Here is a 21,701-nt window from a genome sequence, read left to right as displayed (position 1 = left end):
TGGTACTATGCGCGCTGCCGAGTATACCCCCCATCACAGAAGGAGCCCATTGGATGTTGTACCACAAGACCTTCGAGCTGGGTCCCGAACGGGATTGGGTGGTGTTCGTGCACGGGGCGGGCGGCAGCTCTTCCATCTGGTTCAGACAGCTGCGCGCCTATCGCGAGCATTTCAACGTGCTGCTGCTGGATCTGCGCGGCCACGGTCAGTCCCACAAGCTGCAGCAGGTGATCCAGGGCCACTACAGCTTTCGCGCCGTGACCGAGGACATCGTTCGTCTGCTCGATCATCTGAATATCCGCCGCGCCCACTTCGTCGGCATCTCTCTCGGTACCATCCTTATTCGCCATCTGGCGGAGCTTTGCCCCGAGCGGGTCAAGAGCATGGTGCTGGGGGGCGCCATCCTGCGCCTCGACATCCGCTCCCGGGTGCTGGTGCAGCTCGGTCGCCTCGGCCAGCACATCCTGCCCTACATGTGGCTCTACCGCTTGTTCGCCTTCATTATCATGCCACGCCAGCATCATCAGGAGTCGCGCAATCTCTTCGTGCGCGAGGCGCGCAAGCTCTGCCAGAAGGAGTTCAAACGCTGGTTTCGCCTCGCCACCGAGGTCAATCCCCTGATGCGCTATTTCCGCGAGCGCGCCCTGCCCATTCCCACCCTCTATGTGATGGGGGAGGAGGATCACATGTTCCTGGCGCCGGTGCGCGAACAGGTGGCCCGCGATGCCAGCGCCTCCCTGATGGTGATCGAGCAGTGCGGTCACGTCTGCAACGTGGAGCAGCCCGAGCAGTTCAACCGCACCACTCTGGCCTTTCTCACCGCCCAGCGCCCCTGAATCGGGCGCCTTGCGGTTGCCGACCGCTGTGGTACTCCGCTACTACCCGGCGCGCCGTGCGCTTCGCTACCCTGTGGCTCCCATTGATAAGGAGCCAACATGACCAAACTCATCCACACCATGATCCGGGTTCGCGATCTGGATGCCTCCACCCGTTTCTACCGCGATGCCCTCGAGCTGGAGGTGCGGGATCACTTCCCGTTCGACGGCTTCTCCCTCACCTATCTTGGCAATGCAAAGAGCGGCTTCGAGCTCGAACTCACCCACAATCACGGGCAGGCCGAGCCCTACAGCCACGGCAGCGGCTACGGCCATCTGGCGGTAGCGGTGGAGGATATAGAGGCGGCCCATCAACGGCTGACGGCGCTTGGGCTCACACCCTCGCCGGTCAAGGCGATGGAGCACGAGGGCAACCTGCTGGCCCGGTTCTTCTTCGTGACCGACCCTGACGGCTACAAGATTGAATTTATCGAGCGCGACGGGCGCTTTGCCTGACGCTGAACTGGCAGGATGTACTTGGCGGCCAGAGGGAGATCCTCTGGCCGTTTTTTCAGGCAGCGTCCCGAGCGGTCGCGGGGTTGGATTCGAGATAGATGAGGCAGGAGCAGCGCAGCAGGGAGGCAAAGTTGCCCATCTCCATGCCGTTGCCCTGCGCCTCCTGGTAGAGCTCGGAGAGAAACTGCCCCATGGAGCGCCCCTGGGCGTGGCAGAGCTGCTCGAGAATATCCCAGAACTTGTTTTCCAGCCGGATGCTGGTGCTATGGCCACAGATCCGCACCGAGCGGGTGGTGCTGGTGTAGTTGTAGGGATCCTGGCCGGAGAAAACGGTGCACATGGGGCGCCTCCTGGGTAAACGGGGAGGCCATGGTAAGCAAGGCCTCCCGTCAGGTCAAAGTTGCCAACCCGTTCGCTCACACGAAGTAGTGGGCAATGTCGAGGTAACGCTGGCGGATATGCTCGATGAGCAACCTTATCTTGCGCGGCGGCTGGCGGGTGAAGGGGTAGACGGCGTAGATCCCGAGCTTCTTGCCCACCCGGTCGGGGAAGAGATCCACCAGAGCCCCGTTCATCAGGTCGTGATAGACGAGACAGCGCGGCACATAGACGATGCCGCGCCCCCCCAGCGCCGCCTTGCGCAGGGCGCTGGCGTTGTCGGTGGAGAAACTCCCCGACACCGACAACAGATAGTCCCCCTGTTCCCCCTTGAAGGCCCACTCCGAGGCCCCCGTGCTCTGGTAGGCGTAGCGCAGGCAGTTGTGCTTGAGCAAGTCTGACGGCTCGCGCGGCGCCCCGAAGCGGCGCACGTAGGCGGGGGCAGCGCAGATCACCCACTGGGAGTCGAGGATGTGGCGGGCAATCAGGCTCGAATCATCCAGATAGCCGGTGCGAATGACCAGATCGAACCCCTCTTCCACCAGATTGACGAAGCGATTGTCGAGCGACATCTCCACCGTGAGCCCCGGGTGCTGCTGGCAAAAATCGGCCACGGCGTCGGCGAGCAGCAGCTCCCCCGAGATGGTGGGCACCGACATGCGCACATGACCGCTCACCTTTTCACCGAATCCCGCCACCGCATCGAAGGCGTCCAGTGCGGCGGCCTTCACATTTTTGGCACCCTGATAGAGCTCCTTGCCCGCCTCGCTCAAGGTCAGCCGGCGCGTGGTGCGATAGAGCAGCTGCACCCCGAGCTCCTCCTCCAGGCGCCCAATCCGCTTGCTAACCACTGAATTTGTCAGGGAATTTTGCTCGGCCACCTTGCTGAAGGAGCCGGCCTCCACCACCTGGGCGAAGAGAATGAGGTCGTCGGTACTGGCCATATTTGTCGATTTTAGGAATGAATGTTGTTCATTATTTCCATATATCGCGAAAAAGGAACAGGGTAAGGTCACGTTCGCTTAACAAAACAACAACAAGGTGCGCCCGTCGCACGACCTCTGGACAAGGATGCAATGATGACAGACACCCTGTTGGCCCTGGTGGCCTTCTCGCCGATCGTGGTGGCCGCCGTGCTGCTGGTCGGCCTCAACTGGCCCGCCAAGCGCGCCATGCCCATCGCCTTTCTCCTGACCGTATTCATCGCCCTCTGGGGCTGGCAGATGAGCCCGACCCGGGTGCTCGCCTCCAGCCTGCAGGGGCTCATCATCACGGTGACCGTGCTCTGGATAGTGTTCGGCGCCATCCTGATGCTCAACACCCTCAAACACACCGGTGCCATCACCGCCATTCGCGGCGGTTTCACCAACATCTCGCCGGACCGGCGCATCCAGGCCATCATCATCGCCTGGTGCTTCGGCGCCTTTATCGAGGGAGCCTCGGGCTTTGGCACCCCGGCCGCCATCGCCGCTCCGCTGCTGGTGGCCATCGGCTTCCCGGCGCTCGCTGCCGTGCTGCTCGGCATGATGATTCAGTCCACTCCGGTGTCGTTCGGTGCGGTGGGCACTCCCATCCTGGTGGGGATCAACAAGGGGCTGGATAACCAGGCCATCGGCCACACCTTAAGCGCCGGTGGCAGCAGCTGGGACATCTATTTGCAACAGGTGACCACCAACGTGGCCCTCATTCACGCCACCGTCGGCACCCTGATGCCGGTGCTGATGGTGATGATGCTGACCCGCTTCTTTGGCCGTAATCGCAGCTGGACCGAGGGGCTATCCATCCTGCCCTTCGCGATTTTCGCCGGGCTCGCCTTCACCGTGCCCTATGCCCTGACCGGCATGCTGCTCGGCCCCGAGTTCCCGTCCCTCATCGGCGGCCTGGTGGGGCTGGCCTTGGTGGTAACGGCGGCGCGCCACGGTTTTCTGGTGCCCAAAACCAGCTGGGATTTCGCCCCCGAGAAAGAGTGGCCCGCCGAGTGGCTGGGATCCCTCAAGCTCGATCTCAAAGAGGCCGCCGGCCGCCCCATGTCCTTGCTGCTGGCCTGGCTCCCCTATGTGGCGCTGGCGCTCCTGCTGGTGGCGAGCCGGGTGAGCCCGGAGTTCAAGGCAAGCCTCCTGTCGGTGAGCCTCGCCTTCACCGACCTCTTGGGGGAGAAGGGGGTCAGCGCCTCCATTGAGCCGCTCTACCTGCCGGGGGGCCTGCTGGTGTTCTGCGCTCTGCTCGCCACCCTCATTCAGGCCCGCGCCCTGGCCCCCCTCGGCCGCGCCGTGAGCGAGTCGAGCCGCACCCTGATCGGCGCCGGTTTCGTGCTGATCTTCACCGTGCCCATGGTGCGCATCTTCATCAACTCCGGCGTCAACGGGGCGGATCTCGCCAGCATGCCGGTGACCACCGCGAACTTTGCCGCCGGGCTGGTCGGGGAGTTCTTCCCGGCGCTCAGCGCCACCATAGGCGCGCTGGGGGCCTTTATCGCCGGCTCCAACACGGTGTCGAACATGATGTTCAGCCAGTTCCAGTTCGAGGTGGCCCAGACCCTGGGGGTCTCCACCGCCGCCATGCTGGCGCTGCAGGCCGTTGGCGCGGCGGCTGGCAACATGATTGCCATTCACAACGTGGTGGCGGCCTCGGCCACAGTGGGCCTCTTGGGCCGCGAGGGGGCGACGCTGCGCAAGACCGCGTTGCCGACCCTCTACTACCTGCTGGCTACCGGCCTTATCGGGTTGGCGCTCATGTACAGCTTCCACGTCTCGGACGCACTGCTGCAGTTGAAGTAAAGGAGAGCAAGTGATGAAGGTAATGCGGGTCTATCCGGCCAAGCCGGCCGATGTCTATCTCTACGCCACCTGTCTGGTGGATCTGTTCGACCCGGTGGCGGGGCTCGATGCCATCGCCCTGCTCGAGCGGGAAGGGATAAGGGTGCACTTTGTCGAGAAACAGACCTGCTGCGGGCAGCCGGCCTACACCTCGGGTCACGAGGAGGAGGCGCGCCAGGTGGCGCAAAGCCAGATGGCGCTCTTCCCCGAGCCCTGGCCGGTGGTGGTGCTGTCGGGCTCCTGCGGCGGCATGATGCACCATCACTATGCCCGTCTCTTCCCGGAGAGCTCCGAGGTGGCAGCGTTTTGCGAGCGGGTGTTCGAGCTCACCGAGTTTCTGGCCCGGGTCTGCCGGGTGCGCTGGCAGGGGATGGGGAGGGCGAACATCGTCATGCACACCTCCTGCTCGGCCCGGCGCGAGATGCAGGTGCACACCACGGCCCGCAGCCTGCTGGGGCAACTCGAGGGCGTGACCCTGCACGAGCAGGCTTACGAGAGCGAGTGCTGCGGCTTTGGCGGCACCTTCTCGGTGCGCCATCCCCACATCAGCCAGGCCATGGTGGAGGACAAGACCCGCCACCTGCTGGCCACCGGCGCCGATACCCTGGTGAGTGCCGACTGGGGGTGCCTCTTGAACATCAAGGGATCCTTGGCGTATCAGGGTAAGACGCTCCCTGCCACCCATCTGGCGAGCTTCCTGCTCGCCCATAGCGAGCCGGTGGCTCAGGGCTTACAAGCGCAAAAACAGGGGGCCCATCATGAGTGATCACGCCAAGTATTCGCCGCGCCGCTTCCATCCCCAGGCCGAGGCGGCCCTGGCCGACCCCGTGCTGCGCCAGAATTTTCGCGGCGCCATGGATTACCTGCGCGGCAAGCGCCGCGACGCCTTCGCAGATCCGCAGGAAGAAGCGGCGGTGCGCGATGCGGCGGAGCAGATCCGCCAGCGCTGCCTCTCGCGCCTGCCCGCTCTCTTGGAGCAGCTCGAGGCGAACTGTGAGCGCAACGGCATCCGGGTGCACTGGGCCCAGACGCCGGACGAGGCCAACGCCATCATTCTGGGGATCGCCCAGCAATACGGGGTGAGCTCCATCGTCAAGGGCAAGTCCATGGTGAGCGAGGAGGTGGGCTTCAACCACGAGATGGCGCGCCACGGCATCCGCTGCCTTGAGAGCGACATGGGGGAGTTTATCGTCCAGCTCGACGGTGACACCCCGTCCCACATCATCATGCCCGCCATCCACAAGAACAAGCAGGAGGTGAGCGACACCTTCGCAAGCAATCTGGCGGATTTCACCCCCACCACCGACGTGGACGCACTGATCCAGACCGGGCGGCGGGCCCTGCGCGAAGAGTTTCGCCGTGCCGGCATGGGGCTCTCCGGCGTCAACTTCGCGGTGGCCGAGACCGGCAGCCTGTGCCTCGTCGAGAACGAGGGCAACGGGCGCATGTGCACGACAGTGCCCAAGGTCCACGTGGCCATCACCGGCATCGAGAAGGTGGTGGAATTTTTATCCGACGTGCCGCCCCTTTACAGCGCCCTGACCCGCTCGGCCACCGGCCAGGCCATCACCACCTACTTCAACGTCATCAGCGGCCCGCGCCGGGCAGGGGAGCTGGACGGCCCGGACGAGGTGCACCTGGTGCTGCTCGACAACGGCCGCAGCCAGGCTTACCGGGACGAGGAGCTGCGCAAGACCCTGCAGTGCATCCGCTGCGGCGCCTGCATGAATCACTGCCCGGTCTACACCCGCATCGGTGGCCACGCCTACGGCACCATCTACCCGGGCCCCATCGGCAAAATCATCTCCCCCCATCTGCTGGGGCTCGAAAGCACCCAGGATCTGGTGACGGCGTCCAGCCTGTGCGGGGCCTGCGGCGAGGTGTGCCCGGTGCGCATCCCCATCCCCGACATGTTGCAGCGCCTGCGCCGGGAGGCCAAGCATGACGCTGAGCCCGGCCACGAGCCGCTGGCGGGGCAGGGGGCGGCCAAGAGTCGGCTCGAATCCCTCGCCATGCAGGGCTTTGCCTTCGCCGCCACCCACCCGCGCCTCTATCACGCCGCGACCGGTGTCGCCGGTCGTCTGCGGGGGCTGATGCCTAAACACCTTGGCCCCTGGACCCAGTGCCGCGAGGCCCCCCAACCCGCCCCCCAGAGTCTGCACGCCCTGCTGCGCCAGAAGAAGAAGGAGTCCTGAGATGTCGAGCAAAGAGGTCATATTAAGCCGCCTGCGCGGCGCCGCCACTCCCATCGCCCACTCCCCCCATGGCTGGCAGCCCTGGCGCGGGGAGGATGAGCAGGCGCGGCGCGAGCGCTTTCTTGCCGGGATCAGTGCCAGCCATGCCGAGATCCTCACCGTCAAGGAGGCGACCCTGGCCCGGGATCTGACCGCCTGGCTGGATGAAGAGGGAGTGACGAGTCTGGCCTGTGGCCAGGGCGGTCGCTGGCAGGCGGCGGTCGCGGCCGCCTGCGCCGGGCGCTCTGTGTTGACCCCGGCGGGGGAGTTCGCCGGCTGGAAAGACGATCTGTTCGACGTCTGTCAGGCCGGTATCACCCACTGCGCGGGGGCCATCGCCGATACCGGGACGCTGGTGTTGCTGCCGGATGGCGGCGAGCCGCGCACCCTCTCCCTGGTGCCCCCTTGCCATATCGCGCTGCTGGCGGCCTCCACCATCGCCGACAACCTGGCGGGGCTGGTGGAGGCCGGGCGCTGGCAGCAGGCCATGCCCACCAATCTGTTGCTGGTCTCCGGCCCCTCCAAGACCGCCGACATCCAGCAGACCCTGGCCTACGGCGCCCACGGCCCGAGTCGCCTCTTGGTGGTGCTGGTGGAGGATTGCTGATGCCCTGGAACCAGTTTGACGCCGCCGTGCTCTCGCGCATCCCGCCGGAGCGGCTGGTGAGCGACCCGGATCTTCGGCTGGCTCACGGCACGGACGCCAGCTTCTACCGGCTGGTGCCCGAGCGCATCGTGCGCCTCGACTCCCTCGATGAAGTGCGCTTCGTGCTCGGGGTGTGCCGCGAATTGCACCTGCCGTGCACCTTTCGCGCCGCCGGCACCAGCCTCTCGGGCCAGGCCCTGAGCGATTCGGTGCTCATCACCCTGACCGACAGCTGGCGCGGCCACCGCATTCTGGACGAGGGGGCCCGCATTGCCCTGCAACCCGGGGTGATCGGCGCCGATGCCAACCGCTATCTGGCGCCTCTGGGGCGCAAGATTGGGCCGGATCCCGCCTCCATCAACGCCTGCAAGCTCGGCGGCATCGCCGCCAACAACGCGAGCGGCATGTGCTGCGGCACCGCCCACAACAGCTATCACACCCTGCACGCCATGACCTTGCTGCTGGCCGATGGCACCGTGCTGGACAGCAGCGATCCCCACAGCCGCGCCGCCTTTGCGGCCAAACGCCCGGAGCTGCTCACGGGGCTCGCCGCCCTGCGTGCCGAGGTGCTGGCGAATACTGAACTTGCCGCCAAGATCCGCCACAAGTACCGGCTCAAGAACACCACCGGCTACGCCATCAATGCCCTGCTCGATCATGAGGACCCCGTCGATATCCTCACCCACCTGATGATTGGCTCGGAGGGGACCCTCGGTTTTATCGCCGAGGTGGTGCTCGACACCGTGCCCGAATACCCCCACAAGGCCTCGGCCCTGCTGGTGTTCCGGGACGCCGAGCAGGCCTGTCTGGCCACCTCGCGCCTGAAAAGCGCGCCAGTGGCGGCGGTGGAGCTGATGGATGGGCGATCCCTTCGCTCGGTGGCGGGCAAGCCCGGCCTGCCGGACTTTATCAAGACGCTGGACCTGGCTGCCTGCGCCTTGCTTGTCGAGGTGCATGGGGAATCGAAAGAGGAGCTGGTCGATCGCTGCGAGCAGGTGACAGCCATGGCGGCCGAGTTCGTTCAGGTCGCCTCTGTGCCTTTTACCAGCGATAGCGCCGGGCTCTGGGCCATTCGCAAGGGGCTCTTCCCGGCGGTGGGGGCGGTGCGCACCACAGGCACCACCGTCATCATCGAGGATGTCGCCTTTCCCATCGAGCGTCTGGCCGAAGGGGTGGCGGGGCTGCAGCAACTGTTCGATCGCTTCGAATACGGTGAAGCCATCATCTTTGGCCACGCGCTGGAGGGGAACCTGCACTTCGTCTTTACCCAGGGGTTCGACGATCCGGCCCAGGTGGCCCGCTACGGCGCCTTTATGGATGCGGTGGCTGAGCTGGTCGCCGTGCGCTTTGGCGGGTCCCTCAAGGCCGAGCACGGTACCGGCCGCAACATGGCCCCCTACGTGGAGCTGGAATGGGGGCCGGAGGGGATGGCGCTGATGCGGCGCATCAAGGCGCTGCTGGACCCGGACGGCCTGCTCAATCCCGGCGTCATCATCAACGATGACCCCAGGGCCCACCTGGCCCACCTCAAGCCCATGCCGGCGAGCGATGCCATCGTGGATCCGTGCATCGAGTGCGGATTTTGCGAGGCGGTCTGCCCCTCGCGCACCCTGTCACTGTCGCCGCGTCAGCGCATCGTGCTCTATCGCGAACTGGCCCGCCGCAATCGTGCCGATGAGCCCTCCAACCAGCTGGCCCAGCTGTTTGACTATCAGGGCATCGACACCTGCGCCGCGACCGGGCTCTGCGCCGATCGCTGCCCGGTCGGCATCAACACCGGCAGCCTGATCAAGAAGCTGCGAACTGACAAGTACCGGCGCTTCGTGCCCATCGCTCGCTGGAGCGCCGATCACTTCGCGGGCGTCACCCGCACTGCCCGCAGTGCGCTGGGCCTTAAAGGGATTGCGGGCAAGGTATTGGGAGAGAAAGCGTTGGCAGGGCTGGTGAACGGGGTACGCAACATCAGCAGCCAGCGCACGCCCGCCTGGCTGCCCACCCTGCCGGGGCCGAGCCGCTACCAGTGGCCGCCAGGGGAGGGGAGCCATGGCGGATCCAGCGAGCGCGCTGTGGTTTATCTGCCCTCCTGCGCGAGCCGGGTATTTGGCCAGCAGGAGGATGCGCCGTCACTGCCGGACGTGGTGTTATCCCTGCTCAAGAAGGCGGGCTGCCGGGTGATAGTGCCGCAAGGCATCGAGGGGCTCTGCTGCGGCATGCCCTATGACAGCAAGGGGATGAGCGAGGTGGCGGAAGCCAAGCGTACTGAGCTGGCCGAGGCCCTGTGGCAGGCAAGCGAGCAGGGGCGCTGGCCCGTGCTGCTCGACACCAGCCCCTGCGTGCAGCGGTTGCTCTCGGGGGCGCTCGGCAAGGGTCTTCGGGTGTTCGAGCCCTCCGCCTTTGTGCTGGAACACCTGTTGCCCCACCTTGAGTTGACCCCCATCGATGAGACAGTGATGCTCCATATCACCTGTAGCAGCCGGCGCATGGGGCTGGGGGATAAGGTGCTGGCGGTGGCTTGCGCCTGCGCCCGCGAGGTGATAATCCCTGAGCATATCCAGTGCTGCGGCTTTGCCGGCGACAAGGGATTGATGACCCCGGAGCTCAACGCCGCCGCCCTCGCCAGCCTGCCCGCCCAGGTCCCCGCCAATTGCCGTCAGGGGTTCAGCAATAGCCGCACCTGCGAGATGGGGCTTAGCCAGCACGCCGGCATTCCCTATCACAGCATTCTCTATCTGGTCGATCAGGCGGCGAAATAAATAAAACCCCGGCAGAATTAATTCTGTCGGGGTTTATAGGATGGGTAGATAGGTGGGAATGTTTTCATGCGTACATATTTTTAGTTTTACTATCGAGCCTTAGGCAAACAATCTGAATAATGCGCTATCACTGAAAATATTTCCTGTTGAATGGTCGGTCGACCAGTAAGTATTCCCATTCCCTGAAAGGCGATAACATTCAATCCGTTGCTTATGCGAAACGACTGCTCTATTAGTTCCGGTGGTACTTTGTACTTGGTCCAAAAAACAGCGTGAATGCCTGAATGAACAAAGGAGTTTAATGGCAACCAAGAGCTGTCTTTGAATTCATAGAGTGAAACCAATAGATTCTTAACTTGTGGTATTTTGTCGAGCTCACCAAGCATCGTATTGACAGTGGGAATGTTTTTGCTTGCTTGTTGAGACTCTGTATTTAAAACTGCATCTAACTTTTCGACTTGTAGGTCTGTAGCACAATAAAGAACCCAAACACTCCTTACCAGTGCTTCATATTGAGAACGTAATGTTGCACCAACCCCCAGTATCAACCCTTGTGAGCATAATAATCTAACAGCATCGGAAAACTGCATCGAGCTAATGGCTAATGTTAAGGCAAGATTTTTTCTTGCATCAGCATCGTGTACAGGGTGATCTACAACGTCGCGCAGTCTTGCGAATAGTTGATCAGTTTTAATAAAATTCATGTAAATGGTCTCATATAAAAATTGGATTTTATTATTAGGATGTTTTTCATTTATGCGGCAACGCATCAGACTTGTGTGTGATTGTGAAAATTATCTGAAATTCTCCCATCACAGTGGTCAGTTGCTATGTTTCCACCACTACTTTGACTTTGTCAGCTTATTGCAGACGCTAGCCTATTAATTCTATTTACATAAAGGAATGCTGTCTATCGTAAAGCTGCAGCTATGATGGGTTGGGGTCTTCCAATGCACTTTATCCAATTCTGCATTGCACCCTGCGTCCTCTATGAGAGCAATATCTTTATCACAGAGTAATAAAATAGCATTATCTCCCTGTAGTTCGACTTTAATCGTATACTTTTCGAATGGTTTTGCTTTTTCTGGTGATTCTTGAAACACCTGTGCCAATATTTGATCGCCATCTTTGGTTGTAAGATCGCCAAACTTGACCATGCCATCTACTGATTGAGCCAAATCTTTGAATTGGGATGCCAGATCATACATATGCTCATCATCATAGCTATTTGTTGATGAACACCCTATTAAAGTCAGTGATAATAATAAAAAAGAGATATATTTCATATTTATACCCAGGCTGTTAATACATTTGATTCACAATGACCAGTATCTAAGTTCCAGTTTAAAAACATATCTGTTTCGCCATGTTCATAAATGGCTTTAGCCAAGTAGCACCAATATTTTTGAATGTTACTCACTGCTCTCTCAAAGATAGAGTCATAATGCTCTATTCCACAGGGAGTTGTTAAGTTATCAATATATGAGATATCGATATGCTTTACATCTGGATAAGTGAGTCCAAGTTCTGCGGCTACATGTCTGGCAAAAGGAAAAAGCTTATGACCTTCTTCCACATGATCAACAACTTGTAAGAAACCTTGGTGCCATTTATCTATGTCTGGGGAGATTAAATCTGCGTGGTCAGGATGAGTTTCCTTTAGACAGGCTTCCCATAAGTTGTGTATGACTCTGTCAAGTGAGTCATGGGAATTGGATTCAACGCAGGATCCTATATTCAATCTGATTCTATCAGCGTAACCAATATCGCCAAGATTTAACTTCTGCCATATATAAGCATCTTGATTCATTTCACATATACGATGTTGGCTCTTATTTTCATTGTAAGGCCCTACTTTTAACTCAACTACTGGATGTATAGTGATATCGGCGATCACATGAGCAACGAATCCACAAAGCCACGAAAATGCTTTTTCCTGATCTTGAGGGGAGAGTTGTCTGATGAGTATGATAGCTTTTTTGATAAAAATGCCTACTTTTTCGTAATGCATTTTGTCGGCCCATGAGTTCTGATTAGAATCACCTATTTTCAAGTAGGGATAATCAGGGCTCACACAACCAAGCTCTACGAATTTCTGATGTTTAGTGAGTATGAATTTAGCTCTTTTGGGCATATCCAAGCCAGCTAGCTTTGAATTGGCCATGGCAAAGTTCACAGCAGTGATATGTGCAAATGCTCCAGGCATAAAAGTCCTTATTTAAATCATTTGATGAGGGGGGGCGAATGAGATGTTAATAAATATTATGGTAACATTGTTTTATTATTATAGTTATCCGAAATTTTTTAAAGTTGCTCAGGTAAGATTTTATTTATTTTCACATAAACGATAGCTCTTGGTTTTCCATGTTTTGTACAATCTTCATCAACTTGATTAGCTAAAGAGTCCCCGTAAGTATCTCTTAAATATTGGAGAACGTTTTTTCTACGGAATGATTCAGCGCCTTTTGACTCACCATAATAAACTTTACCAGAATCAAGTTTAATAACACCATATTTTTGATGTCTTGTATAATATCTTGTTTTAGGTCGTTCATTTTTGACATTAAAGTATCTAATTCATACTTTAATTCAATTAACTCCTTTGCCTTTTCTAAAAGAATTTTATCGTCCATAAATAATCCTGCTATCAGATAAGTCGTTAAGCTAGAAGTAAAAAAATAGTTTTAGCGGTATTAGATTTTGTACTTGGGCAACCAATAGTCTTTGTCGACTAGCAAATTGGATGGCTACCGCACGGGGTTCCAGCTCCCAGTGTGCTGCTTTGTCACCAAACTGAATAGGGAGTGAATCATTGGCATACCTCGGTGGTTTTTATTGCAATGAGGCTCACTTGGGTAAAGTATCAAACATCGACTAATCGTGTTGAGTAAAAAGTAATTTATCGTGCTGATTTTGTTCCAATTAGTGACGTGGATCAGGAATACAGGCGAGAAGTGTCGGGGGAAAAGGTAAGAGAGACGCTAGAAATCGAGTTACAAGTGCTAAAAAATAGCAGGTGGAAATCCGGCCACCTTAGTAGCCGGTCATCTCCAGATAGCCGACGCCCTTGGCGTCTCCCGAGACGGAGACCGCCCCCTCCCAGTAATCAAAGCGTCCCGTCATGGCCTGATTGGGCTGGCGCGCCTCAATGGTGAGCCTCATATCGGCGGCTTCCAGTTGCCACTCGACGGGGTAGTCTTGCCCCTTGGGGCCGCGCCATGTCCTGCCGGGGGTGAGGCGGAGACTGTCTGGGGCGAGAACCCGGCTGTTGCCGTCCCGCTCAATTAGGATGCCGTAGCGATTTTCGGGATTGGTGCGGCCCGCCTTGGTGCGCAGGCGAAACAGCATCAGCTCGCGACCATCGTCAAATTGCAGCGAAAACCAGTCCCAGCCCGATTGCCACTCGGCCAATACCGAGCTGCTCCACTCGTGATCAAACCAGCCTTGGCCGGTCACGGTGCGGGTTTCCCCATCCAGGGTTAAAGTGCCGCTTAAAGTGAGGCGTGGGTAGGAGTAGTAGAAGGAGGCGTTGCCCGGGCTCTTCTCGCTGTAACCCTGTTTACCCTGCAGCACCGCCGGCTTGGCGGCACTCACCTGCAAATCAAGATCTCCCGCCTTGCTCTGCACCTTGAGGGTGGCGGGAAAGAGCGATTCCCCTTGAGAGGCCAGCACCCACTCCTTGAGCCAATACTGGCCGCCGCTGGCACCGGCCAGCCCCGGCCCCTGGCGGCTGGTGCGCTCATCCTGCTGGTGGCTGCCTTTGCTCAAATCTGTGATGGCGAACTGGGCCAGCCAGAGCTGGGGAGTGAGCCAGGGGTTGTCTGTCTTTATCTGTTGCTCGATGCCTTGCCTGAACAGGGTCCACTGCATGCCGTAGCCGCGCCCCTGTTCGTCTTTCAGGTTGCCGGTGAGATACCACCACTCGGAGCGGTAGTCGGGATGGGCGCTGTGATCGGCGGGCAGGCGGATGGACTGACCCGGCAGAGCCTTTTTAAAGTGATCGCTGCTGCCGCCAAGGATGCTCCCCAGATCGCTGGCCTGCGCGTTGCCGCTCATGGCAATAAGCAGGATCAAGAGGGCTGCGAGCCACAGGGTCCGTAAAGAGGGCAAGATTCCCCTCACCCTGGCCCTCTCCCGAAGGGAGAGGGGATGGTTCGCGGCAGCTCTATGCGCTTCTCTGCGCTGAATCAAGGGCGGTGACAGTGGGGTGGTCAATGGGATCGTCAAGCCATGGCTGAGCCAGTGCGCTAACCAATATTTCATACCACTCTCCTTGCGGCGTACCAGGAGGCGAGCGCGCCACAGACGGGGGCGAGCAGGAGCGCCGTGACGGCGTGCAAAGGGGCGGCCTCGAAGGCCAGACGCCAGCCGAAGGCGCGGGGGTTGACCACCTCAATCAGCACCCAGGCAAGGCCATAGCCCACCGGCAGGGCGAGCAGCGCGGTGAGCAGCCCGAGGCCCGCCCCTTGCCATACCAGCAGGCTGCGGCAGTGACGGGGGCCTACGCCTAAGCTCTGCAGGGTCTGCAACTCGCCGTGCCGGGCCAGCCCCAGCACCATAAAGGCCGAGCCGATGCCGACGAAGGCGATCCCCAGGATCAGCAATTTCAATAGCTCGGTAACCACAAAGGTTTGGTCGAACACCTTGAGGGCCGCGGCGTGGATGGCGGGGGCGGGCAACAGGTTCACCCTCTCGCCAAACTGCGCCCGCAGGCGATCGGCGAGGCGCTCCGGTTGGTTGCTGAAGAGGGCGAGGGATTGCACTACTCCGCCCTCGAAGGCGTGCAGTATCTGCCCCTTGTCGCTGCCGTAATCCTGATAGATGCCGGTAACGGTAAGCCGCCTTGGCCCCTGCTCGCCGGTCACCTCGAGGCTCTGGCCCACCTTGACCCCGAGGCGCACCGTCAGCGGTTCGCTCGCCAGCACCTCGTCGGGGGTGGCCGGCCAGCGCCCGGCCAGCAGCGGGTAGGCGGCTTTGAGCTCGGGGATAAAGTCCATCTGCGCCCACTCGATGGGCTGCCCCTGCCAGCGAGCGGGGTGCACCGAGCGGCGCGAGGCGGCGCTCACGTCCGGCGTGGTGAGGATAGTGTTGAAGGTTGCCTGGCTCAGGGTCCCCTTGCTGCCGGCCACTCCCTTGGGGGCGGTGACGTAGAGATCGGCGGCCAGGCGCTGGCCGAGCCAGATCTCCACGCTTGAGCGAAAACTCGACACCATGACCCCGATGCCGATGGCCGCGGCGATGGCAAGTTGCAGCGCCATCACCGCGATGGCGGTGCGATCCAGATGGTAGCGGGTCTCAGCCACCGCCAGCCGTGTGTTGAGGGAACCGCCGGGGCGCGAGCGCAGCCATCCCAGCACGGCGCGCAGGGCATCGGGCAGCCAGAGCGCCATGGCCAGCAGCCAGCCGCCGGCGATAAAGAGGGCGCCGGTGAGACCGGTTTCTGGCCGCCACAGACAAAGCGCGCACAGCAGCAGGATGGCGATGGCGAGCAGGCGCCTGCGCCAGGGATGAGCTGGCGGGCGGCTGTTGCCCTCTCGCAGCTCAAGGGGGGATTGGCGCAGCAGTTGCCACCAGCCGGGCAGGTTGGCGGCGAGCGTGCCCAGAAGGCCGATGACCAGCGCCTTGCCAAGGCTTGCGGGGGAGAGGCGCAGCAGATCGATGGGGTTGGGGCCGTAGAGATCGGCCAGCGCCTGGGTGAGCTGCCCCATCAGGGCCAGGGCCAGCAGGCTTCCCAGCAGCAGCCCGAGCAGGGTGCCGAGGGTGGCGAGGATCACAAGCTCCAGGATGAGCCAGCCAAGCACCCGGCGCGGCGGCATGCCGAGGATGATGAGCTGGGCGAGCTGGGGGCGGCGCACGCTCTGCACGAAGCGCTGGGCGTTGAACACCAAAAAGAGCCCCACCGCCATGGCGAGCAAGGAGAGCGCCGTAAGGTTGAGGGCCAGCGCATCGCCGAGCTGGCTGGCATCGAGCGCCGGGCTGATGGGCTCGAGCCAGAGGGGCTGATGGGGGGCATAGGCTTGCAGGGCGGTTTGCAGGGTACGAGCTTGCGTCTCGCTTAGCTTGAAGACGATGCGATCGAGCCGCCCTTCCTTGCCAAGCAGGGGCTGGGCGAGGCCGATGTCGGTCACCAGCAGCCGCTCCATGGGCACGGCGCCGGGCTCAAAGGTGCCGGCCAGGGTGAGGGTCAGCGCTCGCTCACCCCGTTTGCCATCAGGCGAGCTATCGCTTAGGAGAAACGTGCGGGGCTGACCCGGCTGCCAGCCCAGGCGCTTGGCCTCGGGGGCGGCCAGCCAGACGCTGTCGGCGCGGGTGAGGGAGAAGGTGGGCTCTTTGTCCGGTGCGGCGCCAAACAGCCGGCGCAAGGGGCCGGGGTTGAAGAAATCCATCCCCAGCAGCTGGAAGCTGCGCCCCTGCTCATCCTTGAGCCAGGCGTGCAGCTCTGGCATGGCGTCAAGGTCGGGCTGGCTTCGCACCAGCTTGACGTAAAGCCCCTCATCCAGCCCGCCGTCCGGCGCCAGCCGGTAGTTCGCTTCCCCCGCCAGCTGGCTGCGGGCGGCGACGAAGTTGGTGCGGGCGCTGTGGTTAAGAAGCTCGATGGCCACCACCAGAGAGATCCCCAGAGTGAGCCCGGTCAGGCTCATCAACAGCAGCCAGGGGTGAGTGCGATAGAGGCGCAGCAGCGCCTTTAGGGGCAGCATGGCAAGCCCTCGCTCACGGGGCGGACGTCACCCATGGGGAGCTCCGGTGCTGGGGGCACGCTTTAGCTCGACCAGTTGGCCCCCTTCGAGGCGCAGCACCCTGTCTGCCAAGGCGCCATAGGCGGGGTTGTGGCTCACCAGCAAGAGGCCCGCTCCCGTATCGCGCACCGCCGCCATCATCAGGGCCATCACCTGCTCGGCATTGTGTTCATCGAGGCTCCCGGTGGGCTCGTCGGCGAGCAGCCACCGGGGCTTGTGAATGAGGGCGCGGGCCAGGGCGACCCGCTGGCGCTGGCCGCCGGAGAGCTGCTCCGGCCAGGCGTGGCGCTTGTGGGCGAGATCGAGCCGTGCCAGCAGGGTGTCAACCTCTGACTGCTGGCGCGGGAGCTGGTTGATGGCGAGTGGCAGGCATAGGTTTTCCTCCACCGTCAGGGTCGGCAGCAGGTTGAAATCCTGATAGACGATGCCGAAATGGCGGCCGCGCAGGCGGGCCCGTTCGTCCGGCGGCTGGGTGTCGAGACGGGTCTCTCCCAGCCAGATCTCCCCCTCATCCGGGGGGAGGAGGCCGGCAATGAGATTGAGCAGGGTCGATTTGCCGCAGCCGCTTTGCCCCAGCAGCAGGGTGATCTCGCCGGGGGGGAGGGCAAGATCCAGGCGCTGGAACAGCGGCAGCCGTTCGCTGCCGTTATCGAAGCTCTTGCAGAGGTTGCGCAGGGTCAGCATGGGATAACCGGTTGATGGTCAATGGCTTTCAGTATGCCCGCTACTATGCCAGTTAGTGATCACGGCTGCAAAAGCGAAGCGGATCCTGGCTGGATCCTGCTCGCAAGAGGTGGTTAGAATAGAGGCTTCCATGGGTCACAGGATGCGCAAGGATGTTACACAAGCAAGTCAGTTTTATCGTCGACAGCAAGGGCAACAAGCAGGCTGCCGTGGTCCCCATCGATATCTACAACGAGCTGATGACCCTGCAAAAGGCGCTCTCCGACAACAAGCCGGGGGAGCGCGAGCTCTACCACTTCAACGGCAAGGGGGCCGAAGCCCACGGTTATCCGGTGGGCAAGCGGCAGAACCCCGGCTTCATGGTGCTGGCGGGCTCCACCGCCAACGGCGAGGATGCGGCCTCCCTGCGCGAGGCGGTGATCGAGCTGCGCCAGGAGCTGCTTGGCAAGGGGATCCTCTCCCCCCGCAGCGAAGGGGGCTTCGTGTTTGTGGCCGATCAGCTGTTCAACAGCCCGAGCCTGGCTGCCAGCCTGGTAGCGGGCAACAACCGCAGCGGTTTGGATGCCTGGCAGAACAGTGCCGGCTACACCCTCAAGCAGTCGGGGTTTGGCAAGAAATAACGGTGAGTTCTCGTTGCCGACCAATTGATAATTGATTGACCTGGATGAAATTATTTTTTCATCCAGGTGCTAGCATGAAAGCCAGACGGTTCCCAAAGGAAGAGGCTCCATGTCTACGTTATCCCGCTTTGTCCCTCTGTTTTTGTTCTGTGTGTTTCCCGCCGAGGCCAGCAGTGGTCCCATTCCAATGACCTTCTCCACGGTCGGCCTGTTTTGTGTCGCCCTGTTCACCCTGGCCTATGCCCTGGTGATGGCAGAGGAGTATCTGCAACTGCGCAAGTCCAAACCCGTGCTGGTGGCTGCCGGGGTGATCTGGATCCTGATCGGCATCGTCTATGCCCAGGGGGGCATGAGTTCGGCTGCGGAGCAGGCATTTCGCCACAACCTGCTCGAATACGCCGAGCTGATGCTGTTCCTGCTGGTGGCGATGACTTACATCAATGCCATGGAGGACAGGATGCTGTTCGATGCGCTGCGGGCCTGGCTCATTCGCTCCGGCTTTCAGTTGCGCACCCTGTTCTGGCTGACCGGCGTGCTGGCGTTTTTCATCTCGCCGGTGGCGGACAACCTCACCACGGCGCTTTTGATGTGCGCCGTGGTGCTGAAGGTGGCCAACGGCGATCGGCGTTTCGTCAACCTCGCCTGCATCAATATCGTGGTGGCGGCCAACGCCGGCGGCGCCTTCAGTCCCTTTGGCGACATCACCACCCTGATGGTGTGGCAGGCGGGCAAGGTGGCGTTTGGCCAGTTTTTCGCGCTCTTTATCCCCTCTGTGCTCAACTTTCTGGTGCCGGCCCTGCTGATGAGCTTCATGGTGCCCAAGCATGCCCCCAAGGCGGTCAACGAGGTGGTGGATCTCAAACGCGGGGCCTTTGGCATAGTCGCGCTCTTTATCCTGACCATACTGACGGCGGTGGCCTGCCATAACTTCCTCCATCTTCCCCCTGTGCTCGGCATGATGATGGGGCTTGGCTATCTGCAGTTTTTCGGTTTCTACCTGCGCAAGACCCTGCCCACATCACTTGCCCGCAAGCGCGCCCTCTACGAGCGCAACGGCGATCAGGCGCGTCTCAGACAACTTGGTTCCGTGGTGCCCTTTGATGTGTTCAACAAGGTGGCGAAGGCGGAGTGGGATACCCTGCTGTTCTTCTACGGGGTGGTGATGTGCGTCGGCGGGCTGGGCTTTATGGGTTATCTTGAACTGGTCTCCGCCTGGCTCTATGAAGGGGGCAATGCCACCCAGGCCAACATCGCCATCGGCCTGCTCTCCGCCATCGTCGACAACATCCCGGTGATGTTTGCTGTGCTTTCGATGAACCCGGACATGGCGCTCGGTCAGTGGCTGCTGGTAACCTTGACGGCCGGGGTGGGGGGCAGTCTGCTCTCCATCGGCTCGGCGGCCGGGGTGGCGCTGATGGGGCAGGCCCACGGCATGTATACCTTCTTCGGCCACCTCAAGTGGCTGCCCGCGATCTTGCTTGGCTATCTGGTGAGCATAGGGGCGCATCTGTGGCTCAATAGCGCCCAGTTCTAAGGGCGATGAACATCCAGGGAAGGAAAGATGGGACAACTGTTCGAGGCGCTCTCGTCGCAACACGTGGCCTTTATCGAGGCACAGAAGATCTACTTCGTCGCCACGGCTGCGGATCAGGGGACGGTCAACCTCTCCCCCAAGGGGGGCGATTCGTTGAGGGTCATCGATGCCCATACCCTGGCCTGGCTCAATCTGACCGGCAGTGGCAACGAGTCGGCGGCCCATGTGCTGCACAATCCGCGCATGACGGTGATGTTCTGTGCCTTCGAGGGGGCACCGCTGATCCTGCGGGCCTATGGTCAGGCACGGGTGCTGCACCGTGGCGACACGGGGTGGGAGGCCGCGCTGGCCCGCTTTCCCGCAAGTATCGCGGCCCGCCAGATCTTCTTGCTGGATATCGAGCGGGTGCAGGCCTCCTGCGGCATGTCGGTGCCCCTGTTCGACTACCAAGGAGACAGGGAGGATCTTGCCTACTGGTCAATGCGCCAGGGCAGGGAAGGGATCGAGGCCTACTGGCGCAAGAAAAACCAGTTGAGCCTGGATGGTCTGGAGAGCGAGATCCTGGCTCGCAGCGGGTTGGAGGCCACACCTTGGAGAAGGCGCGACAGCTAAATAGGGAACTATGCTCCAGGATGCCAAAAGCCCTGCTGATACAAGCAGGGCTTTTTCATATGTCTCATGCGCGATGGCGACAGAAGCGTCAGGAGGCGCTGCGCTTGCCTGCCAGCAACCAGTAGCTCAGGGCCGATCCCGCCCCGCAGCTGGCGATGGCGATGGCCATGGGCAGCGGTGATGCTGGCGGGTTGAGGTTCACCAGTATGCCCACCAGGGCGCCGATGCCAAAACGCAGGGTGCCCGCCAGCGCCGAGGCGGTGCCCGCCGATTGCGGGAAGTGGCCCATCAGGCCGGTCATGGCATTGGCCCCCACCAGACTGATATGGCCGACGAACAGCACCACGGGGATGACGATGCCCCACAGACCCCCGGTCTGGCTCCAGGCGTTGTAGATGAGCAGGGCCCCGGCGCAGGGCAGCACCAGCAGGCCGTATTGCAGCATCCGCTCGGCGCCCACCCCCTTCACCAGCCGGCTGTTGACGAAGGTGACCACCATCATCAGCAGGATATTGAGGCCAAACAGCCAGCCGTAGTGCTCGGTCGGTACCTTGAAATACTCGATATAGACGTAAGGGGAGCCGCTTAAGAAGGCGAACATGCCGGAGCTCGAGAGCGCCCCGCACAGCACATAGCCCATGGCGCCACGATGGGTGAGCACCCCCCAGTAGTTGCGCAGCACCTGGCCTATCTTCAGGGGCTGCTTGTGCTCGGGCTTGAGGGTCTCCTGAATTTTCCACTGCATCACCACGCAGATAAGCAGGCTGATGACCACCAGCAGCCAGAAGATCACCCGCCAGTCGCTATGGGCGCTGATGTAGCCGCCCACCACGGGGGCTACCAGGGGAGCGAGCGTCATCACCAGGATGACGAAGGACATGGCGCGGGAAAACGCATCCTTCTCGAAAAGGTCCCGCAGCAAGGCGTTGACCACCACCGAGCCTGCCGCGCCACCGGCGGCCTGCAGCATCCGCCAAGCAAGCAGCTCGGGTAGCGAATCCGCCATGGCGCAACCCACCGAGGCGATGGCGAACATCATCAATCCCGCCAGGATCACCGGTTTGCGGCCAAAACTGTCGGCGAGCGGCCCGTAGAAGAGCTGGCCGATGGCAAAGCCGCCGAGAAAGGCGCTGATGGTGAGCTGGGCTCCGTCGATGCTGGTGGCCAGATCCCGGGCGATGGCCGGAATGGCGGGCAGGTACATGTCCACCGCGAGCGGCGTCAGGCCCGCCAGGGCACCGAGCAGAATAAAGAGAAAACGGGGAGAGAGGGCGGCGGCTTGGGGAACTGGGGCGTGGGGCATAGGGTGTCCGGTTGTCGACCTTGGTTGCGAATAAGAGGAAATAACGAGTCTAT

Annotated in this window: 20 protein-coding genes; 10 read left to right on the top strand and 10 right to left on the bottom strand. The window is 61.0% G+C overall.

Annotated features, from left to right (window positions below):
* The first annotated feature begins 53 nt into the window (after window positions 1-53).
* Window positions 54-836 carry an alpha/beta fold hydrolase gene (locus tag ACB028_RS12165; protein WP_026456517.1) on the top strand — a complete coding sequence of 261 codons (783 nt, stop codon included), beginning with the start codon at window positions 54-56 and terminating at the stop codon, window positions 834-836.
* Between the two features lie 99 nt (window positions 837-935).
* Window positions 936-1,331: a glyoxalase superfamily protein gene (locus tag ACB028_RS12160; protein ID WP_371144393.1), complete on the top strand. Its 396-nt coding sequence runs from the start codon at window positions 936-938 to the stop codon at window positions 1,329-1,331.
* A 55-nt stretch (window positions 1,332-1,386) separates the two neighbouring features.
* Here the strand turns inward: ACB028_RS12160 and ACB028_RS12155 are convergent, their stop codons facing one another.
* Window positions 1,387-1,671, bottom strand: a complete 285-nt coding sequence (locus tag ACB028_RS12155) for a ribbon-helix-helix domain-containing protein (RefSeq protein ID WP_026456519.1) — start codon at window positions 1,669-1,671, stop codon at window positions 1,387-1,389.
* 76 nt (window positions 1,672-1,747) lie between these two features.
* Window positions 1,748-2,725: a LysR family transcriptional regulator gene (locus ACB028_RS12150; protein ID WP_371144392.1), complete on the bottom strand. Its 978-nt coding sequence runs from the start codon at window positions 2,723-2,725 to the stop codon at window positions 1,748-1,750.
* 63 nt (window positions 2,726-2,788) lie between these two features.
* Here ACB028_RS12150 and ACB028_RS12145 point away from each other — a divergent pair, with 63 nt between their 5' ends.
* Genes ACB028_RS12145 through ACB028_RS12125 form a run of 5 tightly spaced genes read left to right on the top strand, consistent with a single transcriptional unit; the run spans window position 2,789 to window position 10,158 of the window.
* Window positions 2,789-4,486 (top strand): L-lactate permease, encoded by a 1,698-nt coding sequence (locus tag ACB028_RS12145; protein ID WP_371144391.1) that lies wholly within the window; start codon window positions 2,789-2,791, stop codon window positions 4,484-4,486.
* A 13-nt stretch (window positions 4,487-4,499) separates the two neighbouring features.
* Entirely contained in the window at window positions 4,500-5,291 is a 792-nt protein-coding gene (locus tag ACB028_RS12140; RefSeq protein ID WP_371144420.1) for a (Fe-S)-binding protein, read from the top strand.
* Window positions 5,284-6,720, top strand: coding sequence for a LutB/LldF family L-lactate oxidation iron-sulfur protein (locus ACB028_RS12135; RefSeq protein ID WP_371144390.1), 1,437 nt, complete (start codon window positions 5,284-5,286; stop codon window positions 6,718-6,720). The genes ACB028_RS12140 and ACB028_RS12135 overlap by 8 nt, the downstream gene beginning before the upstream one ends.
* A 1-nt stretch (window position 6,721) precedes the next feature.
* On the top strand, window positions 6,722-7,366 hold the full coding sequence (locus ACB028_RS12130; RefSeq protein ID WP_371144389.1) for a lactate utilization protein C: 645 nt from the start codon (window positions 6,722-6,724) through the stop codon (window positions 7,364-7,366).
* Window positions 7,366-10,158, top strand: a complete 2,793-nt coding sequence (locus tag ACB028_RS12125) for an FAD-binding and (Fe-S)-binding domain-containing protein (RefSeq protein WP_371144388.1) — start codon at window positions 7,366-7,368, stop codon at window positions 10,156-10,158. The genes ACB028_RS12130 and ACB028_RS12125 overlap by 1 nt, the downstream gene beginning before the upstream one ends.
* An 89-nt stretch (window positions 10,159-10,247) precedes the next feature.
* Here ACB028_RS12125 and ACB028_RS12120 read toward each other — a convergent pair whose 3' ends face one another.
* The 7 genes from ACB028_RS12120 to ACB028_RS12090 form a co-directional block, all read right to left on the bottom strand.
* Window positions 10,248-10,862: a hypothetical protein gene (locus ACB028_RS12120; protein WP_371144387.1), complete on the bottom strand. Its 615-nt coding sequence runs from the start codon at window positions 10,860-10,862 to the stop codon at window positions 10,248-10,250.
* Between the two features lie 183 nt (window positions 10,863-11,045).
* Complete coding sequence (locus ACB028_RS12115; RefSeq protein ID WP_371144386.1) at window positions 11,046-11,444, bottom strand: hypothetical protein; 399 nt, start codon at window positions 11,442-11,444, stop codon at window positions 11,046-11,048.
* 2 nt (window positions 11,445-11,446) lie between these two features.
* A complete protein-coding gene (locus ACB028_RS12110) occupies window positions 11,447-12,364 on the bottom strand; it encodes a zinc dependent phospholipase C family protein (RefSeq protein ID WP_371144385.1) in 918 nt (305 codons plus the stop codon).
* A 214-nt stretch (window positions 12,365-12,578) separates the two neighbouring features.
* Window positions 12,579-12,791 (bottom strand): hypothetical protein, encoded by a 213-nt coding sequence (locus tag ACB028_RS12105; RefSeq protein WP_371144384.1) that lies wholly within the window; start codon window positions 12,789-12,791, stop codon window positions 12,579-12,581.
* A gap of 400 nt (window positions 12,792-13,191) precedes the next feature.
* Window positions 13,192-14,232 (bottom strand): lipocalin-like domain-containing protein, encoded by a 1,041-nt coding sequence (locus ACB028_RS12100; RefSeq protein ID WP_371144419.1) that lies wholly within the window; start codon window positions 14,230-14,232, stop codon window positions 13,192-13,194.
* A 185-nt stretch (window positions 14,233-14,417) separates the two neighbouring features.
* Window positions 14,418-16,856 (bottom strand): FtsX-like permease family protein, encoded by a 2,439-nt coding sequence (locus ACB028_RS12095; protein WP_371144383.1) that lies wholly within the window; start codon window positions 16,854-16,856, stop codon window positions 14,418-14,420.
* Between the two features lie 27 nt (window positions 16,857-16,883).
* On the bottom strand, window positions 16,884-17,579 hold the full coding sequence (locus ACB028_RS12090; protein WP_371144382.1) for an ABC transporter ATP-binding protein: 696 nt from the start codon (window positions 17,577-17,579) through the stop codon (window positions 16,884-16,886).
* 152 nt (window positions 17,580-17,731) lie between these two features.
* Between ACB028_RS12090 and ACB028_RS12085 the strand changes: the two genes are divergently transcribed.
* The 3 genes from ACB028_RS12085 (at window position 17,732) to ACB028_RS12075 (ending at window position 20,345) form a co-directional block, all read left to right on the top strand.
* Window positions 17,732-18,199 carry a DUF4357 domain-containing protein gene (locus ACB028_RS12085; RefSeq protein ID WP_026457061.1) on the top strand — a complete coding sequence of 156 codons (468 nt, stop codon included), beginning with the start codon at window positions 17,732-17,734 and terminating at the stop codon, window positions 18,197-18,199.
* A gap of 109 nt (window positions 18,200-18,308) precedes the next feature.
* Entirely contained in the window at window positions 18,309-19,733 is a 1,425-nt protein-coding gene (gene nhaD, locus ACB028_RS12080; protein WP_371144381.1) for a sodium:proton antiporter NhaD, read from the top strand.
* Window positions 19,734-19,760: 27 nt separating this feature from the next.
* Entirely contained in the window at window positions 19,761-20,345 is a 585-nt protein-coding gene (locus ACB028_RS12075; RefSeq protein ID WP_371144380.1) for a pyridoxamine 5'-phosphate oxidase family protein, read from the top strand.
* Between the two features lie 88 nt (window positions 20,346-20,433).
* On the opposite strand, the gene ACB028_RS12070 is transcribed toward ACB028_RS12075, so the two are convergent.
* On the bottom strand, window positions 20,434-21,648 hold the full coding sequence (locus ACB028_RS12070; RefSeq protein ID WP_371144379.1) for a Bcr/CflA family multidrug efflux MFS transporter: 1,215 nt from the start codon (window positions 21,646-21,648) through the stop codon (window positions 20,434-20,436).
* Window positions 21,649-21,701 lie beyond the last annotated feature (53 nt).

Source organism: Aeromonas sp. S9(2024) (assembly GCF_041403185.1).
Classification (GTDB): domain Bacteria; phylum Pseudomonadota; class Gammaproteobacteria; order Enterobacterales; family Aeromonadaceae; genus Aeromonas; species Aeromonas enteropelogenes.
Note: the sequence above shows the minus strand (reverse complement) of the source record. Positions and strands in the feature narration are given on the sequence as shown.

Bases quoted from the DNA above. Each gene is read 5' to 3' on its own strand.
- ACB028_RS12165 (WP_026456517.1), top strand. From the start codon at position 54: ATGTTGTACCACAAGACCTTCGAGCTGGGTCCCGAACGGGATTGGGTG.
- ACB028_RS12160 (WP_371144393.1), top strand. From the start codon at position 936: ATGACCAAACTCATCCACACCATGATCCGGGTTCGCGATCTGGATGCC.
- ACB028_RS12155 (WP_026456519.1), bottom strand. From the start codon at position 1,671: ATGTGCACCGTTTTCTCCGGCCAGGATCCCTACAACTACACCAGCACC.
- ACB028_RS12145 (WP_371144391.1), top strand. From the start codon at position 2,789: ATGACAGACACCCTGTTGGCCCTGGTGGCCTTCTCGCCGATCGTGGTG.
- ACB028_RS12140 (WP_371144420.1), top strand. From the start codon at position 4,500: ATGAAGGTAATGCGGGTCTATCCGGCCAAGCCGGCCGATGTCTATCTC.
- ACB028_RS12135 (WP_371144390.1), top strand. From the start codon at position 5,284: ATGAGTGATCACGCCAAGTATTCGCCGCGCCGCTTCCATCCCCAGGCC.
- ACB028_RS12130 (WP_371144389.1), top strand. From the start codon at position 6,722: ATGTCGAGCAAAGAGGTCATATTAAGCCGCCTGCGCGGCGCCGCCACT.
- ACB028_RS12125 (WP_371144388.1), top strand. From the start codon at position 7,366: ATGCCCTGGAACCAGTTTGACGCCGCCGTGCTCTCGCGCATCCCGCCG.
- ACB028_RS12120 (WP_371144387.1), bottom strand. From the start codon at position 10,862: ATGAATTTTATTAAAACTGATCAACTATTCGCAAGACTGCGCGACGTT.
- ACB028_RS12115 (WP_371144386.1), bottom strand. From the start codon at position 11,444: ATGAAATATATCTCTTTTTTATTATTATCACTGACTTTAATAGGGTGT.
- ACB028_RS12110 (WP_371144385.1), bottom strand. From the start codon at position 12,364: ATGCCTGGAGCATTTGCACATATCACTGCTGTGAACTTTGCCATGGCC.
- ACB028_RS12105 (WP_371144384.1), bottom strand. From the start codon at position 12,791: ATGGACGATAAAATTCTTTTAGAAAAGGCAAAGGAGTTAATTGAATTA.
- ACB028_RS12095 (WP_371144383.1), bottom strand. From the start codon at position 16,856: ATGCTGCCCCTAAAGGCGCTGCTGCGCCTCTATCGCACTCACCCCTGG.
- ACB028_RS12090 (WP_371144382.1), bottom strand. From the start codon at position 17,579: ATGCTGACCCTGCGCAACCTCTGCAAGAGCTTCGATAACGGCAGCGAA.
- ACB028_RS12085 (WP_026457061.1), top strand. From the start codon at position 17,732: ATGTTACACAAGCAAGTCAGTTTTATCGTCGACAGCAAGGGCAACAAG.
- nhaD (WP_371144381.1), top strand. From the start codon at position 18,309: ATGTCTACGTTATCCCGCTTTGTCCCTCTGTTTTTGTTCTGTGTGTTT.
- ACB028_RS12075 (WP_371144380.1), top strand. From the start codon at position 19,761: ATGGGACAACTGTTCGAGGCGCTCTCGTCGCAACACGTGGCCTTTATC.
- ACB028_RS12070 (WP_371144379.1), bottom strand. From the start codon at position 21,648: ATGCCCCACGCCCCAGTTCCCCAAGCCGCCGCCCTCTCTCCCCGTTTT.